The organism is Rhodanobacter sp. UC4452_H20, assembly GCF_052978205.1.
This window is the reverse complement of record NZ_CM129662.1, coordinates 1,866,656-1,888,667: the sequence shown is the minus strand read 5'-3', so window position 1 is coordinate 1,888,667 and position 22,012 is coordinate 1,866,656. Positions and strand designations below refer to the sequence as shown.

Below are 22,012 nucleotides of genomic sequence, written 5' to 3'. Positions count from 1 at the left end.
GTGCTGATCAGTGCGGGGTGGCGTCGTGCGGGATCACGGCGGCCTCGAGCAGCCAGCGTTCGAGGATCACTGCCGCCGCCTCGGCGTCGATGGCGGCGCCTTCGCGGCGTCGCCGCAGGCCGGCGGCGCGTCCGGCGGCGAAACGTTCGGCAGCTTCGTGCGAGCTGTGGCGTTCGTCGACCAGCACCACCGGCAGGCGGTAGCGCTCGGTCAGCTTGCCGGCGAAGGCGCGTGCGCGCCGACTGGCGGGTTGTTCGGCGCCATCGAGGGTCAAGGGCAGGCCGACCACCAGGGTGTCGGGCTGCCACTCGCGCTGCAGGGCGTCGAGCCGGTCCCAGTCGGGCTGATCGTCGCGGACGGCGACCACGGCGAGCGCGCGCGCGGTGGCGGTCAGGCGGTTGCCGATGGCCACGCCGGTGAGGCGACTGCCGACATCGAAGCCGAGCACACAGCTCATGCGTGGCCCGCGTAGCCGGACAACTGGCGCGGGTCCACCCCGACCAGGCCGGCGGCGGCGCTCCAGCGCTCCTCCAGCGGCGTGTCGAAGACGACCCGGCCGTTGGCTTCGGCGGTGAGCCAGGCGTTGGCCATCAGTTCCTGTTCCAGCTGGCCGGCATCCCAGCCGGCGTAGCCGAGCACCATGATGGCCTGGCGCGGGCCTTCGCCGGCGGCCATTGCCACCAGGATGTCACGCGAGGTCGTCACCGACCACTCGGCGTTGATGCGGTAGGTCGATTCCCAGTCGCCCGGTTCGTGGTGCAGCACGAAGCCGCGCTCCTGCTGTACCGGGCCGCCGATCAGCACCGGTGCGTCAGCCAGGTCGGCGTCGGCGCATTCGAGCTTCATCTGCGCCAGCACGTCGCCGAAGCGGTATTCGGACAGCTGGTTCACCAGCAAGCCGACCGCGCCGTCCTCGTCGTGCTGGCACAGCAGCGCCACGCCGCGCGAGAACGGCGGCTCGGCCAGGCCCGGCATGGCGATCAGGAAGTGACCGGTGAGGGTCGCGGGTTGCATGGCAGCCATGGCGCCATTGTAGTCGCAGCCGAATCGCGGCGCTCCTAGCGCGTCTGCAGCACGTTGTTGGGCTGGAACTGCCAGGTGCGGGTGATGTTCAGCTCGTCGACGTGCTCGCCGGCCCGCGGTGCCGGCGGAAACGGTGCGGCCAGGCGCACGATGCGTTCGGCCGCGGCGTCGAGCACCGGCTGGCCGGAACTCTGGATCACGTCGATGCTCTTGATGCTGCCGTCGAGGTTGAGCACCACGGTGAGCAGCACGTTGCCGTGCAGGCCGCGGCGACGCGCCTCCTCGGGATAGTTCAGGTTGCCGACCCGCTCCACCCGATCCGACCATCCGCGCATGTAGGCGGCATAGGCGTATTCACGGGTGCTGGCGGTGAGGTATTTCACCTTCGGCCGCTTGGCGTAATCCACCTTCTTGCGGCGCAGTTCGGCGGCGAGCTGGGCGATCGCCTGCTGGCGCTTCAGTTCGGCCGCGGTGGGCGTGGCGTGTTGCGGGTCGACTTCGGTCTGCGCGGTATCGCTGGCGACGCTGAAATCGCTGCGGCCGCTGGTGGTGACCATGCGCGCGGGGGTGGCCGGGTGCGGCAGCGGCGTGGATTCCTGCACCGGTTGCGCCGCGACCCCGGGATCAGGTCGGGGCAACGCGCCGGAGAACAGCTGCGAGGGGCGCGCGGCACGGTCACTCTGGCCGCCGCCGCGGTTGTTGGCCTGGGCCAGGAAATCGGCCTTGTCCGGCGCCTCCTGGTTGGCCACGTTGACCAGCGCGACGTCGAGCGTGGGCAGGCTTGGATCAGGCTTGGCAAAGTGGAAGGTGATGCCCAGCAGCAGCACGCCGTGCAGCAGCAGCGAGAACAGCATGGTGGCGCCGATCGGCTCGGGTCGGGCGGTAACGGTTGCGGTTGCACTCACGCAGGACGATTTCCACTGGCGTGCCGCTCGATGACGTCGAACAGCTGGCCTGCAATGTTAAGCCCGAACTGTGCGTCGAGTTCACGGACGCAGGTCGGGGATGTGACGTTGATCTCGGTCAGGTAGTCGCCGATCACGTCCAGGCCGGTGAACAGCAGTCCGCGGCGACGCAGTTCCGGTGCCACCTGTGCCACGATCCAGCGGTCGCGGTCGGACAGCGGCACGCCCTCGCCGCGACCGCCGGCGGCGAGGTTGCCGCGAAAATCGCTGCCCTGCGGAATGCGCGCGAGCGCGTACGGCACCGGTTCGCCGTCCACGACGAGGATGCGCTTGTCGCCGGCGCTGATCTCCGGCAGGTATTTCTGGGCGATCGTCAGTTGCCGGTGCGCGCCATGGCCGTCGCCACCGAGCAGGGTTTCCAGCATCGAGTTCAGGTTGCTGTCGCCGTGGCGCACGCGGAAGATGCCGCGCCCGCCCATGCCGTCGAGCGGCTTGAGCACCACCTCGCCGTGTTCGGCGGCGAACCGGCGCAGTTCGGCCGGGTCGCGTGCCACCAGGGTGGGCGCGATGCACTGCGGAAACTCGAGCGCGAACAGCTTCTCGTTGCAGTCGCGCAGCGAACGCGGATCGTTCACCACCAGCACGCCGCCGCGCTGGGCCGCTTCCAGCACCATGGTGTCGTAGACGAACTGCGCGTCGACCGGCGGGTCCTTGCGCATCAGCACCATGTCCAGCTCGCGCAGGTCGTGCCAGCGCGGCTGGCCCAGCGTGTACCAGTCGCGCGGATCGTCGCGCACCTCAAGCGGGGCGCTGCGCACCCACGGCGCGCCGTCGCGCAGGGCGAGGTCGCCCTGTTCGAAATAATGCAGGGCGTGGCCGCGTCGGGCGGCCTCCAGCAGCATCGCCAGGGTGGTGTCCTTGGCCACTTTGATGGCGTCGATGGGGTCCATCAGGACGCCGACGGAGAAGGTCATGCGGGGTGCTCCGCGGATTGCCGGGTTTGTGCGGTCGCGCCGGCAGGGGCGCGACGACTGCCGGCTATACTAGCCGCGTCGTTCATGATTGTGCCGGTCGTGGTGCGCGCGGCATGAGGTGCCAATATGCGTCAATTAGTGCGATCGGCGGGCATCGCGTCGCGGCGGTCGCTTGACAGTTTCGACGGGCAGGCAGTAAACAGCAAAGCTTCGGGGATGCCGCCACGGTGCGGGTTTGCAGCAGCCGGATCACCGGGATTTCCACACGCGTACCATTGGGCACAACAGTTGCATGTCCTGATACTTGTCCTGAGCTCGTGGCGAGCCACAGGGGGGAGTGAGTGAATTTGAACGTGAGCGTTACCGATTTGGCGGGCCTCAAGGTCATGGTGATCGATGACTCCAAGACCATCCGCCGCACCGCCGAGACCCTGCTGAAGAAAGAGGGCTGCGAGGTGCTGACCGCGGTCGACGGGTTCGAGGCGCTGGCCAAGATTTCCGACCAGAAGCCGGCGATCATCTTCGTCGACATCATGATGCCCCGCCTCGACGGCTATCAGACCTGCGCCCTGATCAAGAACAACCCCGAGTTCCGCGCCACGCCCGTGATCATGCTCAGCTCCAAGGACGGACTCTTCGACAAGGCGCGCGGCCGCATCGTCGGCGCCGAACAATACCTGACCAAGCCGTTCACCCGTGACGAGCTGCTTGGCGCAATCCATCGACATGTCAGTACTGCAGCAAGTCACTGACTGCAGACCCTGAGGGGGAGCTGTGGCAAACATTCTCATCATCGACGACTCACCCACCGACGTACGCGTGTTCACCACGCTGCTGGAGCGGGCCGGGCACCACGTGGCAGCCGTGAGCACGGCCGAGGAGGGCATCGAGCGCGTGCGCGCCGAACAGCCTGACCTGGTCATCATGGACGTCATCATGCCCGGCATGAACGGCTTCCAGGCCACCCGTACGCTCACCCGCGACCCCAAGACCCAGCACGTGCCGGTGGTGATGATCACCACCAAGTCGATGGAAACCGATCGCGTCTGGGGCATGCGCCAGGGCGCGCGCGCCTTCATCACCAAGCCGGTGAACGAAAAAGACCTGCTGGCCTGCATCAACGATCTGCTGTCGAGCGGCTCATGAACCAGAGCGCCAACCGTACCCCGTTCGAGATTCTGGCGCGCTACGAGCGGCTGTCGCTGGCGCATGCCTCCGATACCCAGGACAAGTTCGAGGCACCGGGCCTGTGGCGCGGCATCGGTTTCCGGGTCGGTTCCAGGCTGCTGGTCAGCGGCATCGACGAGATCAACGAGCTGCTCGCCGTGCCGGTGCTGACCCCGGTGCCTGGCACCCAGCCATGGCTGCTCGGCGTGGCCAACGTGCGCGGCAACCTGGTGCCGGTGGTGGACATCGGGCGCTTCCTGTTCGGCGAACGCACCCAGCATTCCGATCGGAGCCGGTTGCTGGTGGTGCGCCAGGGCGGCGGCAGCGTCGCCTTGCTGGTGGACGAGGTGCTCGGCCAGCGCACGGTGGACGCGGAGCAGCGCCAGCAGGCGCAGGAAGAAGCCGATCCGCGGCTGGCGCGTTTCGTGGACAACCGGGTGGGCGAGCAGCAACTGGCGATTTTCAGCATGAACCGGCTCGTGCGTGCACCGGATTTCCGTCAGGCGGCTGCCTGACGACCGGGTGAAGCCGGCAGGGGATGCCGTGCGGTTGGAGCGGGGAGACCGGAAGGCCGGCACCCGCTTCGGGGCAGCGCGGCAGGGGCCGGTGCGTATGGGCGGCACATATCAGTTAGACCGATGAGGTGAACATGAGTACTACAGGGGGCGTCAGCCGGGAACGCGGATATACCGCACTCATTGTCCTGCTGCTGATCGCGATCGGTTTCGCGGCACTCGACTTCTTCATGCTCAACCAGAAGAACGGCGAGGATCGCCAGGCGGTCGCGCTGACCACGCAGATCCAGGTGCTGTCGCAGCAGACGGCGAAGTTCGCGCTGGAATCCGCCGACGGCAACGTGGACTCCTTCAAGGAACTCGAGTCCACCCGCAATGCCATCGACTCGGCGGTCAAGCGACTGGACAAGGGTGACCCCGACAGCGGCATGCAAGCCTATGCCGACGGCAACAAGTCGCCGGCCGGCCGTGCCGTGACCGCGCTGGACGCGGCCTGGGCGCAGCTCGACGCCGATATCGGCAAGATCCTTTCGAACAAGGCGGTGGTGCTCGACTCGGGCCAGCGCGCGGCGACGATTTCGCAGCAGATGCCGCTGCTCAACTCCAGCATGGAGCAGGTGGTCAACATCCTGCAGCAGCGCAACGGCAGTTCCGAACAGATGCTCGGTACCTCGCGCCAGATGCTGTCCGCCGACCGCATCATCCGCCGCGTGCAGGAGGTGCTGCAGGGCGGCGACAACGCCCAGTCCGCGGCCGACGGTCTGTCGCGCGACGCGCAGTTGTACGGCAGCGTGCTCAAGGGCCTGATCGAGGGCAACCCGGACAGCGGCGTGCGGCCGATCTCCGACGCCAATGCGCGCAAGATCCTTACCGAGATGGACGCCAGCTGGACGAAGCTGGCCGACCCGGTGGCCAAGCTGTCCGCCGCTGCCGCCAACATCGCCGACGTGAAGCGCGCCGGCAACCAGGCCTCGCTGGATTCGCAGACCGTCCTGCTGCGCGCCAACGACCTGTCCGACCAGATCGGCAAGCTGCCGCTGCGCCGGTTGTTCCCGAACGTGTGGTGGGGTCTGTTCGGCGCCATCGCCGCGGTCGCCTTCGCCCTGCTGCTGGTCATCGCCCTGGTCACCGACCAGCGCAAGCGTTTCGCCCAGAGTACCGAGCTGAACCAGCGCAACCAGGAGGCGATCATGCGCCTGCTGGACGAGATGGGGTCGCTGGCCGAAGGCGACCTGACCGTGAAGACCACGGTGTCGGAGGACATCACCGGCGCGATCGCCGACTCGGTGAACTACGCCATCGACGAGCTGCGATCGCTGGTGACCACCATCAACGAGACTTCCGAGCAGGTGTCGTCCTCGGCGCAGGAAACCCAGACCACCGCCCGTCACCTGGCCAACGCGGCCGAGCAGCAGGCGCAGCAGATCACCTCGGCGACCTCGGCGATCAACCAGATCGTGAGCTCGATGGACGTGGTGTCCAAGGATTCCGCCGAATCGGCCGACGTGGCCGAGCGCTCGGTGAAGATCGCCTCGCGCGGCGCCGAGGTGGTGCGCGAGACGATCTCCGGCATGGACTCCATCCGCGACCAGATCCAGGAGACCTCCAAGCGCATCAAGCGCCTGGGCGAATCCTCGCAGGAGATCGGCTCGATCGTGGAACTGATCAATGACATCGCCGAGCAGACCAACATCCTGGCCTTGAACGCGGCCATCCAGGCGGCCTCGGCCGGCGAGGCGGGTCGCGGTTTCGCGGTCGTGGCGGACGAAGTGCAGCGACTGGCCGAACGCTCCACCAGCGCGACCAAGCGCATCGAGACGCTGGTGCAGACGATTCAGTCCGATACCAACGAAGCGGTGAACTCGATGGAGCAGACCACCGCCGAGGTGGTCGCCGGTGCGCGACTGGCCGAGGACGCCGGCAGCGCGCTGGGCGACATCGAGCGCGTCTCGCACGATCTGTCCGCGCTGATTCAGAACATCTCCACCGCGGCGCGCGAGCAGTCCGCGGCGGCAACCGATATCTCGGTGTCGATGAACGCGATCCAGGAAATTACCTCGCAGACCTCGCAGGGCGCGAGCCAGACGGCCGACTCGATCGGTACCTTGGCGCAACTGGCAAGCGACCTGCGGCGTTCCGTGGCCCACTTCAAGCTGCCGGGATGATTTTGCTCGACGTGGGCAGCAGCCGGATGAATACACGCACAGTACGGGGGGCAGTCTCGCTGGTTTCGCAATGCCCGCATGGCGTGACCGCTGAGAGAGGCGCATGAGACTTCAAGACCACATCGATTTCACCACGCTGCAGTGGGTCAAGCCGGAACTCGACGACACCTTGTCGATCGCCCGCGAGGCACTGGAGTCGTACGTCGACAATCCGGGGAAGCGCGATTTCATGCGCACCTGCACGGATCATCTGCATCAGGTGCACGGCACGCTGAAGATGGTCGAGCTGTACGGCGCGGCGGCGGTCACCGCGGAGATGGAGGCCCTGGTCGGCGCGCTGTTGAACGACCAGGTGCTCCAGCGCGAGGAAGCCTACGCCGCCCTGATGCGTGGCTTGATGCAGCTGCCGGACTACCTGGAACGGCTGTCCAGCGGCCATCGCGACGTGCCGGTGGTGCTGCTGCCGCTGCTGAACGATCTGCGTGCCACCCGCGGGCTGGAGCCGCTGCCCGAGTCGTCGATGTTCCATCCGAACCTCGACGCCTTCCTGCCGGAGCAGGCTCCGGCGGCGATGAGCGAGGCTTATGCCGCGGCGCACCGCGTGGAGCTGGCCGGTTTGCGCCTGCGTTTCCAGCAGCAGTTGCTGGCGTGGTTCCGCGGCCAGGATGCGGCCCAGCAACTGGTCGCCATGCGCAAGACCCTGCTGGCGATCACTGCGCGTTGTTATCACGTGCATGGCCGGCGCCTGTGGTGGATCGCCGCCGGGGTGCTGGAAGGTCTCGAACAAGGCATGCTCAGGGGGCACGCCCCCGAAGTGCGCCAGCTGATCGGCAAGGTGGATCGTAACATCCGCCTGCTGATCGAACATGGCGAGAACAGCCTGCGCGCGAGCGATGCCGACGAGGTGGCCTGCAAGCTGCTCTACATCGTGGCCCAGGCCAAGCAGCGCAGCCCGCACATGGAGCTGTTGCGCAGCACCTACGCGCTGGACAGCCTGCTGCCCGATGCCGGTGAACTGGAACACGCCCGCGGCTCGATGGCCGGGCACAACCGCGCCCTGCTCGATTCGGTGTCGCGCGCGCTCAAGGACGACCTGCTGCGCGTCAAGGAAGCGCTGGACCTGTTCCTGCGCGAGCAGGACGGCGATCCGGCCCAGCTTGCCGCCCAGGGCGAAGTGCTCGAACGGGTCGGCGACACGCTGGGCATGCTGGCGCTGGCGGTGCCGCGCCGCGTGGTCGGCGAGCAGCGCCGCGTGCTCGACGAAATCGCCAACCGCCTGCGTCCTGCCGACGAGGAAACGCTGCTGGATGTCGCCGGCGCGCTGCTCTACGTGGAGGCGTCGTTGGACGACCACATCGAGAGCCTCGGCTCCGAAGGCGAACCTGCCGCTGCCGCCGACCCCACGCAGGGGCTGCCGCGCAGCGAAGCGCTCGGCGTGGTCTCCACCCTGATGCAGGAAGCGATCGGCAACACCGGCAAGGTGAAGGACGCGATCGTTGCCTTCGTGGAGTCGGGCTGGCAGCACGATCGCCTGGCCGGTGCGCCGCCGTTGATGGACGAGGTGGCCGGCGCCATGCGCATGCTGTCCTCGCCGCGCCCGGCCGAACTGGCCCAGGGCGTGGGCCGGTTCATCGACTACGAATTGCTGCAGGACCGTCGCGTGCCCAGCGGTGCGCAGATGGATCACCTGGCCGACGCGCTGGCCGCGCTGGAGTACTACCTGGAGGCGGCGCGCGAGCACCGTGGCGGCCTCGAACACATCCTCGACGTGGCCGAGCACAGCCTGGCCCAGCTTGGCTACTGGCCGGTCCCGGCGCAGCGCGCGGCCGTGGAGGAGCCCGCGCCGGTCGCCGAGGCACCGGCTTCCGTTTCGCTCGAAGCCGAGCAGCACCCCGACCTCTCCGAGTCCGTCAGCCTGCTGCCCGGCGCCGATCTCGGCAGCCTGTTCGTCGGCGACGCGCAGGCTTCGCCCGAACCCACGCATGACCTCGACGGGCTGCGACTGGCGGAGACCGGCGCACCGGCGAGCCCGGCCAGCGCCGTCGGCGAGGACTGGGTCGAGATCGAGGAGCAGGTCACCGAACAGGTGCCCGTCGCCGATCCGCTGGCGGCAAACACCCGCTTCAACGCCGATGCCGAAGGCATCGACGACGACATCCGCGACATCTTCCTGGAGGAAATGCAGGAGGAGATCGACAACCTCGCGGTGGCCCAGAAGGATTGGCTGGCCGACCCGGCGCAGACGCCGGCGCTGGTCGGCATCCGCCGCTCGTTCCACACCCTGAAGGGCTCCGGCCGCCTGGTCGGCGCCGGTGTGCTGGGCGAGTTCGCATGGAAGGTGGAGGACATGCTCAACCGCGTCCTCGACCACACCATCGAGCCGGACCAGAACGTGCAGGACGTGGTTCGCCACGCCATCGACGCGCTGCCGCAGCTGCTGGCCGCGCTCAAGGGCGAGGGCGATCCGCAGGCACCGCTCAGCGCGATCATGCAGGCCGCCGAACGGCTCGCGTCGGGCCAGCCGGCCCGCGTGGAAGACTTCATGTCGCGGGGTACCGAGACGGTGACCCGCACCGTGGTACGCCGGGTGCCGCGCGCCGCCGTCGAGGCGGCCGACGTGCCGCGGGCCAGCCTCACCGATGCCGACGTGGCCAGCGCTTCCGTGACGGCCGAGCCCGTGGCTGGCGAGCCGGAATCCCTCGTGGACATGCCGGCGATGCCGCCGATAGACCCGGTGCTGCTGGAGATCCTTCGCAGCGAGGTGGCCCAGTACCTGCAGACCATCCGTGCGGCGACCCAGCGCAGCGAGGGTGCCTTGCCGGTCAGCGAGGAGCTGCTGCGCGCCGTGCACACCCTGCACGGTGCGATCGCGATGGTCGACATCCCGCTGCTGACCCAGTTGCTGTCGCCGCTGGAGGGGCTGTTCAAGCGCTTGCGCGCCTCCAGCGAGCCGCTGTCCCCGTTGGGCGTGCGCCTGCTGGGACAGGCCGCCGACGTGGTCGACCTGGTGATGACCCAGTTCGACGCTCCGGTGTCGCAGCTGCCCGACGTCGACGCGCTCACCGCGCAGATCACCGAGATGCGCGACGACTATCCCGAGTCGCAGGTCGCGCACGTGGTGTTCGAGCCGCAGGCGGGCGAAGGCGCGGCGAACGAGGAGTTCGACGAGGCCGACACGGCCACCGACGAGGCGGGCGCGGCAGCCATGTCGCTGTCTGCGTCGGAGCAGCCGGATGCGGCCGCCGGGGCGGGACAGGACGATCACCTCGATGCCGCCGCCGAGATGACGGCGGCGCTGCATGCGTTCGAGATCGACTCCGCCGTTGCCGCGGCCAAGGCTGCCGAGGAGGCGGCCCGTCAGGCTGCCATCGAGCAGGCGGCAGCCGAACAGGCCGCCGCGGAGCAGGCGGCGGCAGAGCGGGCAGCGGCAGAGCAGGCGGCAGCAGAGCGAGCTGCAGCGGAGCAGGCGGCAGCGGAGCAGGCTGCGGCGGAGCAGGCTGCGGCGGAGCAGGCGGCAGCGGAGCGAGCTGCAGCGGAGCAGGCTGCGGCGGAGCGAGCCGCCGCGGAGCAGGCTGCGGCGGAGAAGGCTGCGGCCGAGGAAGCCGCCAGGGCCACTGCCACCCGCGTGGAACCGGCGCCCGCGTTCGTGCTCCCCGATGGCAGCCGCATCGACGCGGACCTGCTGGAGGTGTTCATCGACGAGGCGCGCGAGATCCTCGACAGCGCCGATGGCGTGCTGGCCAAGTGGCATGCCGAACCCGGCGAGCTTTCCTACGTCGGCGAACTCCAGCGCGACCTGCATACGCTCAAGGGCGGCGCACGCATCGCCGGCCTGGCTTCGGTGGGCGATCTCGCCCATGCCATCGAGACGGTGCTGGAGAAGCCGATCCGCGACCCCGGCAAGACCGGCGAGCTGATCGGCGCGCTCGAATCGAGCTTCGATCAGCTCAACGCGATGGTGCAGCGGGTGTCGCAGGGACACATGCCGGATTACCCGCAGGCCACGATCGACCGCCTGCTGGAACTGGCCGGTGCCACGGCCCTGGTCGGCGACGGCGACGATACGCCCGGGAGCGCGCAGGCGCCGGTGGCCGAGGCGCCGCAGCCCGCCGCCCACGGCGACGACGCGCGCGGCTTGCCGGAGTTGCTGCCCGAGACGGCGCCGGAATCGCGCTCGCCGCAGGAACAGATCCGTGTCCGCGCCGATCTGCTCGACAACCTCGTCAACCACGCCGGCGAAGTGGCGATCTACCGCTCGCGGCTGGAACAGCAGGTGGCGGGCTACCGCTTCAACCTGGTCGAGCTGGAACAGACCGTGGCGCGCCTGCGCAGCCAGCTGCGCATGCTGGAGATCGAAACCGAGGCGCAGATCATCGCGCGCTTCCAGCGCGAGCATCGCGAGGCGGGCCTGACCGCGTTCGATCCGCTCGAGCTCGACCGCTACTCGCAGCTGCAGCAGTACTCGCGAGCGCTGGCCGAGTCGGTATCCGATCTGGTGTCCATCCAGAACATGCTGGACGAGCTGACCCGCCAGGCCGAAACCCTGCTGATCCAGCAATCGCGTGTCAGTACCGAACTGCAGGACGGCCTGCTGCGCACGCGCATGCTGCCGTTCGACACCATGGTGCCCAACCTGCGCCGCACCCTGCGCCAGGCCGCTCAGGAAGAGCACAAGCAGGCACAGCTCTACGTCGACGGCGCGCACGGCGAAATGGACCGCAACCTGCTCGATCGCATCAAGGCGCCGTTCGAGCACATGCTGCGCAACGCCATCGCGCACGGCATCGAAAGCCCGGCCGAGCGCCGCAAGCTGGGCAAGCCGGCCGAGGGCGCGGTGCGGATCAAGGTGGCGCGCGAGGCGACCGAGGTGGTGGTGCGGGTCAGCGACGATGGTCGCGGCCTCAATCGCGAGGCGATCCGCAAGCGCGGCATCGAACGCGGCATGCTGCGTCCCGAGACGCGGCCCACCGACAACCAGCTGCTGTCGCTGATCACCCAGCCCGGCTTCTCCACCGCCAGCCAGGTCACCCAGCTGGCCGGTCGCGGCGTCGGCATGGATGTGGTCGCCAACGAGATCAAGCAGCTGGGCGGCTCGCTGTCGATCGAGTCGGAGGAAGGCCAGGGCACCACCTTCGTGCTGCGCCTGCCGTTCACCCTCGCCGTCACGCAGGCCATCCTGGTGCGCATCGGCGAGGCGACCTTCGCCATCCCGATGACCTCGGTGCAGGGCGTGGCGCGGGTCAACCCGGAAGAACTCGCCGCGCTGCTGGCCGCCGACGAGCCCTCGTTCCAGCACGGCAACGAGGACTACGGCATCCACGACCTGGCCGAACTGCTCGGCCTGCCGCCCGGACTCGCCACCGAGGACGAGCAGCAACCGCTGCTGCTGACCCGCGCGGGCGACCTGCGCGCGGCGATCCGCATCGACGCCGTGCTGGGTTCGCGCGAGATCGTGGTCAAGTCGGTCGGCCCGCAGATCAGTTCGGTGCCCGGCCTGCTCGGCGCCACCATCATGGGCGACGGTTCGGTGCTGATCATTCTCGACCTGGCGCCGCTGGTGCGCCACGGCATGATCCGCCGCGAGCAGCGCCTGGCCGAAGGCCTCAGCGCGGTGGAAGCGCCGGTCGTCGAGGAGGTGCAGGTGCGTCCGCTGGTGATGGTGGTCGACGACTCGATCACCATGCGCAAGGTCACCGGCCGCGTGCTGGAACGCCACGAGTACGAGGTGAGCACCGCCAAGGACGGTGTCGACGCACTGGAGAAACTGCACGAGCGCGTGCCCGACCTGATGCTGCTGGACATCGAGATGCCGCGCATGGACGGCTACGAGCTGGCCACCCAGATGAAGGCGGACCCGCGGCTGCGCGACGTGCCGATCATCATGATCACCTCGCGCAGCGGCGACAAGCATCGCCAGCGGGCCTTCGACATCGGCGTGGATCGCTACCTCGGCAAGCCGTACCAGGAGGCGGAATTGCTGCTGCAGATCGCCGAGGTGCTGGAGCAACGTGCCGCGGAGCCGATTCATGACTGATACGCCACCCGCGGTCGCGCTGCTGTTCGACGACAGCGAACTCGGTGGGCATTTGCGCGATGCGCTGCACGAGCGCGGCGCGCGGATCGTCCACGAGGGCGGCGTGGCCGGGCTGAACCGCGAACTGCTGCAGCAGGTGGGCGCGGACGTACTGGTGATCAACCTGGACGACGACGCCGACGATGCGCTCGACCAGTTGTACGACATCATCGACGGCGACCGGCCGCGGGTGGTGTTCAACGATGCCCAGGCCAGCCGCGCGCTGTCCGGCTGGGATCGTGCGCGCTGGGCGCGCCACCTGGCGGTGAAAGTTCTGGCGATGGGCGACATCGACCCGCCGCGGCCCGAGGATGCGCGCGAGGTGCAGGTCGCGCCTGCGGTGGTCGCACCGGTTGTGCCGGTTGTGCCGGTGGTGACGGAGGCCCTTGATCGCGACGCGGTCGACGAATCCGCGATCTTCGCCACGCCGGCAGAAGACGATCTGGCAGCGCCGATCGCGCAGGACGCGGCGACGCCGGTGACGGCAGACGAGCCGCCGCCGGACCTGCCCGCCGACGAGCCGCTGCAGACCGCGGCCAGCGAAGACGACGCTCCCGGCGCTGCGTTCGATGCGCACGCCGGCATTCCGTTCGATGACGAGATCGAGCCGGCGGCCGACCCCGGCATCACCGCCGAATCGGATGACCTGGCTGCCGAACTCGAGGCGCTGCTCGCCTCCGGCGAATTGCCTGACGAAGAGGACGAGCAGACGGTCGGCGCGGGCTTGCGCTTCACCGGCGACGAGGAACTGCCGCCGTTGCACGACGGCGACTTCGGCGTGGTGGAACTGGCCGATTCCGACGACGACCGCATCGCACTGGACGAAAGCGCGCCGTCATCCGCGGTCGATGAGCTGGACTTTTCGGCGCTGGATGCCCCGGAGCTGACCGCCGAGGCGATGGATGCCGCCGCGTCGGTCGTGCCCGCCGCACCCGAGACGCCGGTGCGCGCGCCGGACAACTGGGCCTTGCTCGACGAGGAGGCGCCGGTCGAATCAAATGACAAGCCTGACGCCGCCGTGTTCGGCATCGAGAAACTCAGCGCCGCGGAATTCCTGGCGCCCGACGTGGAGCCGGTCGCCGCCGATCTGCAGCCGACCATGAGCCTGGAACTGGTCTCGATGGAGGAGGCGATTGCGCCGCAGGCCTTCGTGCCGGATCACGAGATGGTGCTGGACGAACTCGGCTCGGCGCTGAGCCGGATCGTGTTGCTCGGCGCGGCGGTCGATGGCGTCGACTCGGTGTGCGAGTTCATGCGCAGCTTGCCCGCCAGCACTCGCCTGACGTTCCTGCTGACCCAGCACCTGGGCAGCCACACCGAGCAGGAAATGCTCGCGCGGCTCGCCGAAAAGAGCCCGCTGCCGGTACGCGTGGCCGAAGCCGGCCGTCGCGTCGGCATGGGCGAGGTGCTGATGGTGCCCGCCGGCCAACAGGTTCGCCTGCGTCGCGACGGCAGCGTGGAGCTGCTTGCCGACGCCGCGCCGGAACCGTCGATCGACGCCAGCCTGAGCATGGCCGCGAACGGCTTCGGCCGCGATGCGGTGGCGATCGTCTTTGCCGGGCGCGGCAACGACGCGATCGCCGGCTCACAGGCGATCCATGATCGAGGCGGCCAGGTCTGGGTCGAATCGTCGTCCGGGGATCATTTCGCCGACATGGTCAGCGGGATCTTCGCCGAGCGACTGGTCAGTTTCTCCGGTACGCCGTCCGAACTGGCGGCGCACCTGATCGAGGTGTTTCCATGAGTGATCCGTTGCCGCGTGAAATCCGCTGCGTGCTGGTGCCGGTCGGCGAAGCGCGCATGCTGCTGCCCAATGCCACGATCGCGGAGGTGGTGACGTACAGCGCGCCCGAGCCGGTCGAGGGCGCGCCGCACTGGCTGCTTGGCCGCATCGCCTGGCGTGGCTGGCGCGTGCCGCTGGTGTCGTTCACGCAGCTCGCCGGCACCGCCGAGGGCGACAGCGAGCTGGTGGTGCGCGTGGCCGTGCTCAAGGCGCTGGGCGGCGATCCGCGCCTGCCGTTCATCGCGGTGCAGACCCAGGGTTTCCCGCGCCTGACCACGCTCAATGCCGAGCTGATCATCCCCACCCACGACGGCAAGGGCTTGCCCGACGGCGTGCGCGCGCACGTGCTGGTACGCGACGACGTGGCGATGATCCCCGATCTGGAGTGGATCGAGGCGCATCTGCTCGACCTGCTCGATGCCGGCCAGGATGACGCTGCCGCCGGCGAGATGCCGCCGGACGCACCCGGCGCGGCCGACATCCTGCACTGAGTCCACGGCATCGGCGCGACTGCGCGTCGGTGGCGGGCCGTGTACATCCCGGCCCGCAACATCCGGATGGCGAAATTTGACGCGTTGTGCACCTTGTTGGGGTGATCGTTCGCCCCGGCGAACTTGCTCGGGCCACCGGGCAGGGGGCTCGCCTGTGGGGTCCACTTCGAGGAGCCGTTGCCATGCCGAGTTCGTGCCTGTCGTTTCCTGCTGCTTTGCGTCTGGCCCGCCGTCACCCGGCGGGCCTGCTTTTGGCGGCCTTGACCTTCGCGCTGACGCCACTGCCTGCCGGCGCCGCGACGCCGCAGGACAGCGCCGGGCCGGCCAGCGCATCGAGCACGCCGCCACCGGCGGATGCGACGAACCCGCGCCTGCCGGTGAAGAACCTGCAGCGCGTCGTCGTCACCGGCATTCGCGGCAGCATCGAGAAATCGCTGCAGGTCAAGCAGCAGTCCAACGAGATCGTGGAGGTCGTCTCGGCCGAGGACATCGGCAAGCTGCCCGACCCGAGCATCGCCGACAGCCTGTCGCGCCTGTCCGGCCTGGCCACCCAGCGCGGGCTGGACGGGCAGGCCAACCAGATCTCGATTCGCGGCCTGTCGCCGGACTTCACCGCCACGCTGTTGAACGGCCATGAACAGGCCTCGACGGGCGAGAACCGCGGCGTGGAATTCAACCAGTATCCGGCCGAGCTGATCAACCAGGTGGTGGTCTACAAGACACCCGATGCCAGCCTGCTGGGCCAGGGGCTGGCCGGCACCGTCGACATGCACACCATCAAGCCGCTGGACTTCGATGGCATGAAGCTGGCCGCGAACCTGCGCGGGCAACGCGGCAGCAACGGCTCGCTCAACCCCGGCTCCGGCGTGGGCGACTGGGGGAACCGCTTCAGCCTGTCCTGGATCGACCAGTTCTTCGACCACACGCTGGGCATCGCGCTCGGCGCGGCGCGCGAGGACGCGCCGATCCAGCAGCGGCAGTACCAGGCGTGGTGGTGGAGCGTGGACAACGGCACGGCCGGCATCGACCAGAACTGGGGCGGGCCGCATACGCCGGGCATGCCCGACAACGTGATCTCGCAGGAAGGCATGCAGTTGCGCGCGCTGTCGCAGGACCAGGTGCGCGACGGCGTGATGGGCGTGCTGGAGTGGGCGCCGAACGACACCTACTACTCGACGCTGAATCTGTTCTACTCCCGCTTCGACAAGCGCTCGTACAAGAACGGCCTGCAGTGGTCCAGCAGCCCGTACGACAACGTGTCCTACGCCAACGTCGGCACCGTGCCGCTGCAGCCCTATCCGCTGGTTACCTCGGGCACCCTCATGGGCATCGCGCCGATCCTGCAGAACGGCTACAACCGCGAGCGGGATTATCTGTTCTCCGCGGACTGGAGCAACCAGATCCATTTCGGCGATGACTGGGTCGTCAGCGGCGACGTGGCCTATTCCTCGGCGCGGGTGAAGCTGCTCGATGCCTACACCTTCACCGGCCTGCCCGGCGGTGCGCTCGGCGACGTGCAGTTCACCACGCCGCGCGATTTCGGTTTCCCCGACTTCCGCACCTCGTTCAACCCCGGTGACCCGGCCAGCCTGGTGTTCACCGACCCGGACAACTACAGCTACAACGGCCGCCAGGAATTCGACCGGCAGAAGGACCACCTGAAATCCGCGCGGCTGGCGATCTCCCATCCGCTGGGCTGGATCTTCTCCAGCGTCGAGGCCGGCATCGCCTGGTCCGACCGCGAGAAGACCAAGCAGGCCGACGTGTTCTTCGCCTACCTCAACGGCAACGGTTCCGACCCCGGCACCTACGACCACGCCTACGGCGTGCCGATCGACCCGGCGGTGCTGCGCGGCAGCACCTCGCTTGGCTATGGCGGCATCGGCCCGATCGTGGACTACGACGTGCTGGCCGCGCTGGAGCGGCAGTTCTACCTTACCCAGCGCAACGGCGCTGGCGACTACGACCGCAACTACACGGTACGCGAGAAAGTGCCGGTGGCCTACCTGAAGTTCAACCTGGACACCACGCTGGGCAGCATTCCCCTGCGCGGCAACGCGGGCGTGCAGGTGGTGCGCACCGAACAATCCTCGCAGGCATTCCAGACCACCGGTGACGACAAGGTCGGCACGCTCACCGGCGGCGCCACGTACACCAAGGTGCTGCCCAGCCTCAACCTGGTGGCCGAGCTGGGCGACAAGCAGTACCTGCGCTTCGGCTTCGCCAAGACGCTGACCCGCGGGCGCATCGACGACGAAAAGGTGGCTTCGTCCGCCTCGGTCTCCGAAGTCCAGAACGGTCCGGGTGCCGGCCAGGTGCGCTGGTCGGGCAGCGGCGGCAACCCGAAGCTGCGCCCGTACATCGCCGTCGGCACCGACCTGGCGTGGGAGAAGTATTTCGATGACGCCACCTATGTCGGCATCGACGTGTTCAACAAGAACATCCTCAATTACATCTACACCCGCACCGTGGCCGATTACGATTTCAGCGGCTACACCAACAACAACCCGCTGCTGACGCCGAGCAGCAATATCGGTACGTTCTCCACCCCGCAGAACGGCACCGGCGGCCGCATGCAGGGCGTCGAGCTGGAAGGGGCGCTGTCCGGGGCGCGGCTGTCGCCGGCACTGGCCGGGTTCGGCGTGCAGGCCAATTTCGCGCTGACCAACAGCACCATCCCCGACAGCACCATCTCGAACATTCCAGGTGGGCCGAAATCGCTGCCGGGCCTGTCGCGCAAGACCGCCAACCTGCAGATCTACTACGAGGCCCACGGTTTCGCGCTGCGGGTGGCCGAGCGCTACCGCTCCAGTTTCACTGGCGAGGCCGTGGCGCTGTTCGACCAGATCGGCTACACGCGCATCCGCGCCAACAAGGAGACCGACCTGCAGGCCAGCTACGAGTTTCCGGACGGACGGCTGAAGGGTTTGTCGCTGCTGCTGCAGGTGTCCAACCTGACCAACGAACCGTTCGAGTCGGAACAGGTCAGCGGCCTGCCCAACGGCGTGGAAGTCGCGCGTCCGCTGGAGTACGACACCTGGGGCCGCACCGTGCTGCTCGGCGTCAACTACGCCTTGTAGCGCGGCTCACGCGCCGTCGATCGCCAGATCGCCGTGGCAGGCCTGCAAGGCGCTGAGCGCCGCCAGGCCTGCCGTCTCGGTGCGCAGGATGCGTGGGCCCAGGCGCAGGCCGAGGAAGCCGTGCTGCGCCAGTGCGCGGGTGTCGGCTTCACCCAGGCCACCTTCCGGCCCGATCACCAGCACGCCGCCGGCGGCACCGAAGCGCAGCGCGCCGATCGTCTTCTCGGCGCCCGGCAGCAAGGCCAGTCGCAGCGCGCCATCGTCAGCCAACCCGCCCAGCCATGCCGCCAGCGGCTGGATCGGCGCGATGCGCGGAATGCGTGCGCGGCCGCTCTGCTCGCAGGCGCTGACCGCCACCGACTGCCAATGCGCCAGCCGCTTGGCGGCCCGTTCCGCGTCCAGGCGCACTTCCGATCGTTCGGTCAGCAGCGGCACGATGCCGGTCGCGCCCAGCTCGGTGGCCTTCTGCACGATCAGGTCCATCTTGTCGCCGCGCGCGATGCCCTGGGCGAGCAGCAGCGGCAGTGGCGACTCGTTGTACACGGGGCTGCACGCCGTCACCTGTACCCGCACCGCGCGCTTGTCGATGCTGCCGATGGTGGCCGCGTAGTCGCAGCCGTCGCCGTTGAACAGCACCACCGGCGCGCCTGCGGGCAGCCGCAGCACCCGCGTGGCGTGCTCGGCCGCGTCGGGCGGCAGCACCAGGTCGGCGCCCACGGCAAGCGGCAGGTCGGCGTGGAATCGGATGGTGCGCATGCGTCAGGGCCGCAAAAATCCAAGCATAACGGAGCGCGTGGACGGTGTCGGTCAACCGGCCACGGCGTGCTTGATGCCCTGGATGGCGGTATCCACCAGCAGGTCGATCTCCTGCTCGGTGACCACGTACGGCGGCATGAAATAGACGACATTGCCCAGCGGGCGCAGCAGCACGCCGTGCTGCAGGCCGTGCAGGTAGACGCGCAGGCCGCGCCGCTCGTCCGCGGGGTACGGGCGTCGGCTGGCCTTGTCGGCGACCAGCTCGACGGCCGCGATCATGCCGGTCTGGCGCACGTCGGCGACCTGCGGATGCTCGCGCAGCGGCGCCAGCCGGCGCGCCAGGTGCGTGGCCAGCTGCCGGTTGCGTTCCAGTACCGGCTCGTCGCGGAAGATCGCCAGCGTCTCCAGCGCCACCCGGCAGCCCAGCGGATTGCCGGTGTAGCTGTGCGAATGCAGGAAGGCCTTGCCGGCACGGTACTCGGCGTAGAACGCGGCATAGACCTCGTCGGTGGTGAGCACCGCCGACAGCGGCATGAAGCCGGCGGTGAGTCCCTTGGACAGGCACATGAAGTCCGGCGACACGTGGCCCTGCTCGCAGGCGAACAGCGTGCCGGTGCGGCCGAAGCCCACCGCGATCTCGTCGGCGATGAAGTGCACCGCGAACTCGTCGCACAAGGCGCGCAGTCCGGTCAGGTAATCCGGGTGATACATGCGCATGCCGCCGGCGCACTGCACCAGCGGCTCGACGATCACCGCGCAGGTTTCGCGGGCGTGGCGTTCCAGCAGCGTGCGCAGCTCGGCGAGCCGGCGCGCCGCTATCTGTGCCGGTGTCTCGCCCGGTTCGCCTTCATAGGTGTCCGGCGAGGGCGCCAGCAGCGGGGTCAGCAGCAGCGGTGCGTAGGTCTTGCGATACAGCGCCACGTCGCTGACCGACAGCGCACCCAGGGTTTCGCCGTGATAGCTGCCGCTGAGCGCGATGAAGCGGGTCTTCTCGCCATGACCGCGGTTGAGCCAGTAGTGGAAGCTCATCTTCAGCGCCACTTCGATCGCGGACGAGCCGTTGTCGGCGTAGAACACGCGCTCCAGTCCGGGCGGCGTGATGCGCACCAGTTCCTCGGCCAGCCGGATCGCCGGTTCGTGGGTGAAACCGGCAAAGATCACCTGTTCCAGCGTGCGGGCCTGGTCGGCCAGTGCGGCGGCAATGCGCGCATTGGCGTGGCCGAACAGGTTGACCCACCACGAGCTGACGCCGTCGAGATAGCGCCGGCCCTCGGCATCGACCAGCCAGGCGCCTTCGCCGCGCACGATCGGCAGCATCGGCACCGCGCCTTCGCCGTGGTCGTGCATCTGCGTGCATGGATGCCAGACGTGCCTGAGATCGCGCTCGGCAAGCGCGGCGTTGTTGTTTGCGGGAATGGTCATCCGGCTATGATCGACGCTGCGCCCGGGATGCTCAAGCGGTGCGCGGGACATTCGGAACTGGACGCTTGATTCGACTTCGAAAAATTCTCGTCGCCCTGGCGGTGCTCGCGGCAGTCGTGCTGGTGCTGGCGTGGTTTCTGCCGGCGCGCTGGGTGATGCCGTGGGTCGAGCCGCAGTTGCACGGGCTGCGGCTGCAGCAGGTGCAAGGCACGGTTTGGAACGGTGCTGCCGGTAACGTCTTGGATGCCGATGGGCGACGGTTGGGACAGGTGCGCTGGCAGTTGTCGCGCCGCGCGCTGCTCGGCCGGCTGCAGATGCAGCTGGCCTTCGACGGACCGCAGGCGGATTTCTCCGGAACCGTGCGGCGCACGGCGCAGGGTCGCGTCGAGGGCGAAGGCTGGCGGCTGCATGCCGATCTCGCCGCGACGGATGTTCCGCTTCCGGTCGACTGGGGCGCGCCGCTGGGCGAGCTGCAACTGACGGTCGATCATGTACTGCTGCAAGGCGGCTGGCCGCTGCAGTTGCAGGCGCAGGGCCGGTGGCAGCGGGCCGCCGTGCACACGACCGAAGGCGAGCTGGCGCTGGGTGAATTGCAGGGAAGCGCGCAGGCGCAGGGCGGCGTGATCCACGCGCAATGGCACGATCAGGGCGACGGGCCGCTGCAGGTGCGCGGCGAATTGCAGCTGAGCCCGCTGGGCTGGCGTCTGGACAGCACGCTGCGCGCCCGCCATGGCGATCCGGCGTTGCAGCGCTGGCTGGCCCGGCTCGGGCCGGTCGCGCCGGACGGCAGCGTGCACATCCGGCAGGCCGGTGGCCTGGCCGCCAACCCTCCATCGAACCGCCAGGACGCCACGCTGCCATGAACCCCGAGACTACCGCCGTCGCGCTGGCCGCGGCACGCGAGGCTGCCGCCGCCGCCGCCGAAATCATCACGCACTACTGGCGTCGCGGCGTCGAGGTGGAGCTGAAGGCCGATGCCACGCCGGTGACGGTGGCCGATCGCGAGGCCGAGCAGGCGATTCGCCGCGTGCTGCAGGCCGCGCTGCCGCAGGCGGCGATCTACGGCGAGGAGTTTGGCCTGGAGGGCGAACGAGACGCTTTGCTGTGGCTGGTCGATCCGCTCGATGGCACCAAGAGCTTCGTGCGCCGCACGCCGTTCTTTTCCACCCAGATCGCGTTGATGGACCGCCACGAACTGGTGCTGGGCGTATCCAGTGCGCCGATCTACGGCGAGACGATGTGGGCCAGCGCCGGCGGCGGCGCCTGGTTCGAGGGCGAACGCGTGCGCGTGGCGGACACCACCGACATGGCGCAGGCGGCGATCTCGACCGGCAACATCAGGACGCTCGCCGGCGATGCCCGCTGGGCGGCGCTGGGCGGGCTGATCCGTGACAGCAACCGCATCCGCGGCTACGGCGATTTCTGCCACTACCACCTGCTGGCGCGCGGCAGCCTGGACCTGGTGATCGAGTCGGACGTGAACATCCTGGACATCGCCGCGCTCGCGGTAATCGTGCGCGAGGCCGGCGGTGTGTTCACCGATCTCGACGGCGCCCCGCCGACGCTGGATACCACCAGTGTGCTGGCCGGCACGCCGGCGCTCCACGCGCAGGCCTTGCAACGCCTGCGGCGCTGAGGCGCAAAGGTTAGAATCGCCG

Annotated in this window: 16 protein-coding genes; 10 read left to right on the top strand and 6 right to left on the bottom strand. The window is 68.7% G+C overall.

The features are described from left to right. Positions 1-7: 7 nt before the first annotated feature. Genes ruvX through gshB form a run of 4 tightly spaced genes read right to left on the bottom strand, consistent with a single transcriptional unit; the run spans position 8 to position 2,902 of the window. On the bottom strand, positions 8-457 hold the full coding sequence (gene ruvX / locus ACVCMC_RS09000; RefSeq protein ID WP_447099426.1) for a Holliday junction resolvase RuvX: 450 nt from the start codon (positions 455-457) through the stop codon (positions 8-10). Next, positions 454-1,023, bottom strand: a complete 570-nt coding sequence (locus ACVCMC_RS08995; RefSeq protein WP_395117003.1) for a YqgE/AlgH family protein — start codon at positions 1,021-1,023, stop codon at positions 454-456. Before ACVCMC_RS08995 ends, ruvX begins: the two co-directional genes overlap by 4 nt. A 35-nt stretch (positions 1,024-1,058) precedes the next feature. Continuing rightward, positions 1,059-1,928 (bottom strand): TonB family protein, encoded by an 870-nt coding sequence (locus ACVCMC_RS08990; protein WP_447099425.1) that lies wholly within the window; start codon positions 1,926-1,928, stop codon positions 1,059-1,061. Next, complete coding sequence (gshB, locus tag ACVCMC_RS08985; protein ID WP_447099424.1) at positions 1,925-2,902, bottom strand: glutathione synthase; 978 nt, start codon at positions 2,900-2,902, stop codon at positions 1,925-1,927. The genes ACVCMC_RS08990 and gshB overlap by 4 nt, the downstream gene beginning before the upstream one ends. Positions 2,903-3,288: 386 nt before the next feature. Between gshB and pilG the strand changes: the two genes are divergently transcribed. The 8 genes from pilG to ACVCMC_RS08945 all read left to right on the top strand — a co-directional run bounded on the left by pilG (position 3,289) and on the right by ACVCMC_RS08945 (position 18,176). Continuing rightward, entirely contained in the window at positions 3,289-3,654 is a 366-nt protein-coding gene (pilG, locus tag ACVCMC_RS08980) for a twitching motility response regulator PilG (RefSeq protein ID WP_395121350.1), read from the top strand. Positions 3,655-3,676: 22 nt separating this feature from the next. Next, entirely contained in the window at positions 3,677-4,048 is a 372-nt protein-coding gene (locus tag ACVCMC_RS08975; RefSeq protein ID WP_395117009.1) for a response regulator, read from the top strand. Further along, on the top strand, positions 4,045-4,584 hold the full coding sequence (locus tag ACVCMC_RS08970) for a chemotaxis protein CheW (RefSeq protein ID WP_395117011.1): 540 nt from the start codon (positions 4,045-4,047) through the stop codon (positions 4,582-4,584). The genes ACVCMC_RS08975 and ACVCMC_RS08970 overlap by 4 nt, the downstream gene beginning before the upstream one ends. A 134-nt stretch (positions 4,585-4,718) precedes the next feature. Further along, positions 4,719-6,749: a methyl-accepting chemotaxis protein gene (locus ACVCMC_RS08965; RefSeq protein WP_395117013.1), complete on the top strand. Its 2,031-nt coding sequence runs from the start codon at positions 4,719-4,721 to the stop codon at positions 6,747-6,749. Between the two features lie 103 nt (positions 6,750-6,852). Continuing rightward, entirely contained in the window at positions 6,853-12,783 is a 5,931-nt protein-coding gene (locus ACVCMC_RS08960; protein WP_447099423.1) for an Hpt domain-containing protein, read from the top strand. Then, entirely contained in the window at positions 12,776-14,566 is a 1,791-nt protein-coding gene (locus ACVCMC_RS08955; protein WP_447099422.1) for a chemotaxis protein CheB, read from the top strand. Before ACVCMC_RS08960 ends, ACVCMC_RS08955 begins: the two co-directional genes overlap by 8 nt. Further along, a complete protein-coding gene (locus ACVCMC_RS08950) occupies positions 14,563-15,096 on the top strand; it encodes a chemotaxis protein CheW (RefSeq protein ID WP_395117019.1) in 534 nt (177 codons plus the stop codon). The genes ACVCMC_RS08955 and ACVCMC_RS08950 overlap by 4 nt, the downstream gene beginning before the upstream one ends. Positions 15,097-15,278: 182 nt before the next feature. Continuing rightward, on the top strand, positions 15,279-18,176 hold the full coding sequence (locus tag ACVCMC_RS08945) for a TonB-dependent receptor (RefSeq protein ID WP_447099421.1): 2,898 nt from the start codon (positions 15,279-15,281) through the stop codon (positions 18,174-18,176). 6 nt (positions 18,177-18,182) lie between these two features. Here ACVCMC_RS08945 and ACVCMC_RS08940 read toward each other — a convergent pair whose 3' ends face one another. Next, complete coding sequence (locus tag ACVCMC_RS08940; RefSeq protein ID WP_447099420.1) at positions 18,183-18,932, bottom strand: 16S rRNA (uracil(1498)-N(3))-methyltransferase; 750 nt, start codon at positions 18,930-18,932, stop codon at positions 18,183-18,185. A 51-nt stretch (positions 18,933-18,983) separates the two neighbouring features. After that, entirely contained in the window at positions 18,984-20,354 is a 1,371-nt protein-coding gene (locus ACVCMC_RS08935) for an adenosylmethionine--8-amino-7-oxononanoate transaminase (RefSeq protein WP_447099419.1), read from the bottom strand. Positions 20,355-20,419: 65 nt separating this feature from the next. Here ACVCMC_RS08935 and ACVCMC_RS08930 point away from each other — a divergent pair, with 65 nt between their 5' ends. Both ACVCMC_RS08930 and ACVCMC_RS08925 read left to right on the top strand, forming a co-directional pair. After that, positions 20,420-21,217: a type II secretion system protein N gene (locus tag ACVCMC_RS08930; protein WP_395117027.1), complete on the top strand. Its 798-nt coding sequence runs from the start codon at positions 20,420-20,422 to the stop codon at positions 21,215-21,217. Next, positions 21,214-21,990: an inositol monophosphatase family protein gene (locus ACVCMC_RS08925; RefSeq protein ID WP_447099418.1), complete on the top strand. Its 777-nt coding sequence runs from the start codon at positions 21,214-21,216 to the stop codon at positions 21,988-21,990. The genes ACVCMC_RS08930 and ACVCMC_RS08925 overlap by 4 nt, the downstream gene beginning before the upstream one ends. The last annotated feature ends 22 nt before the right edge of the window (positions 21,991-22,012 follow it).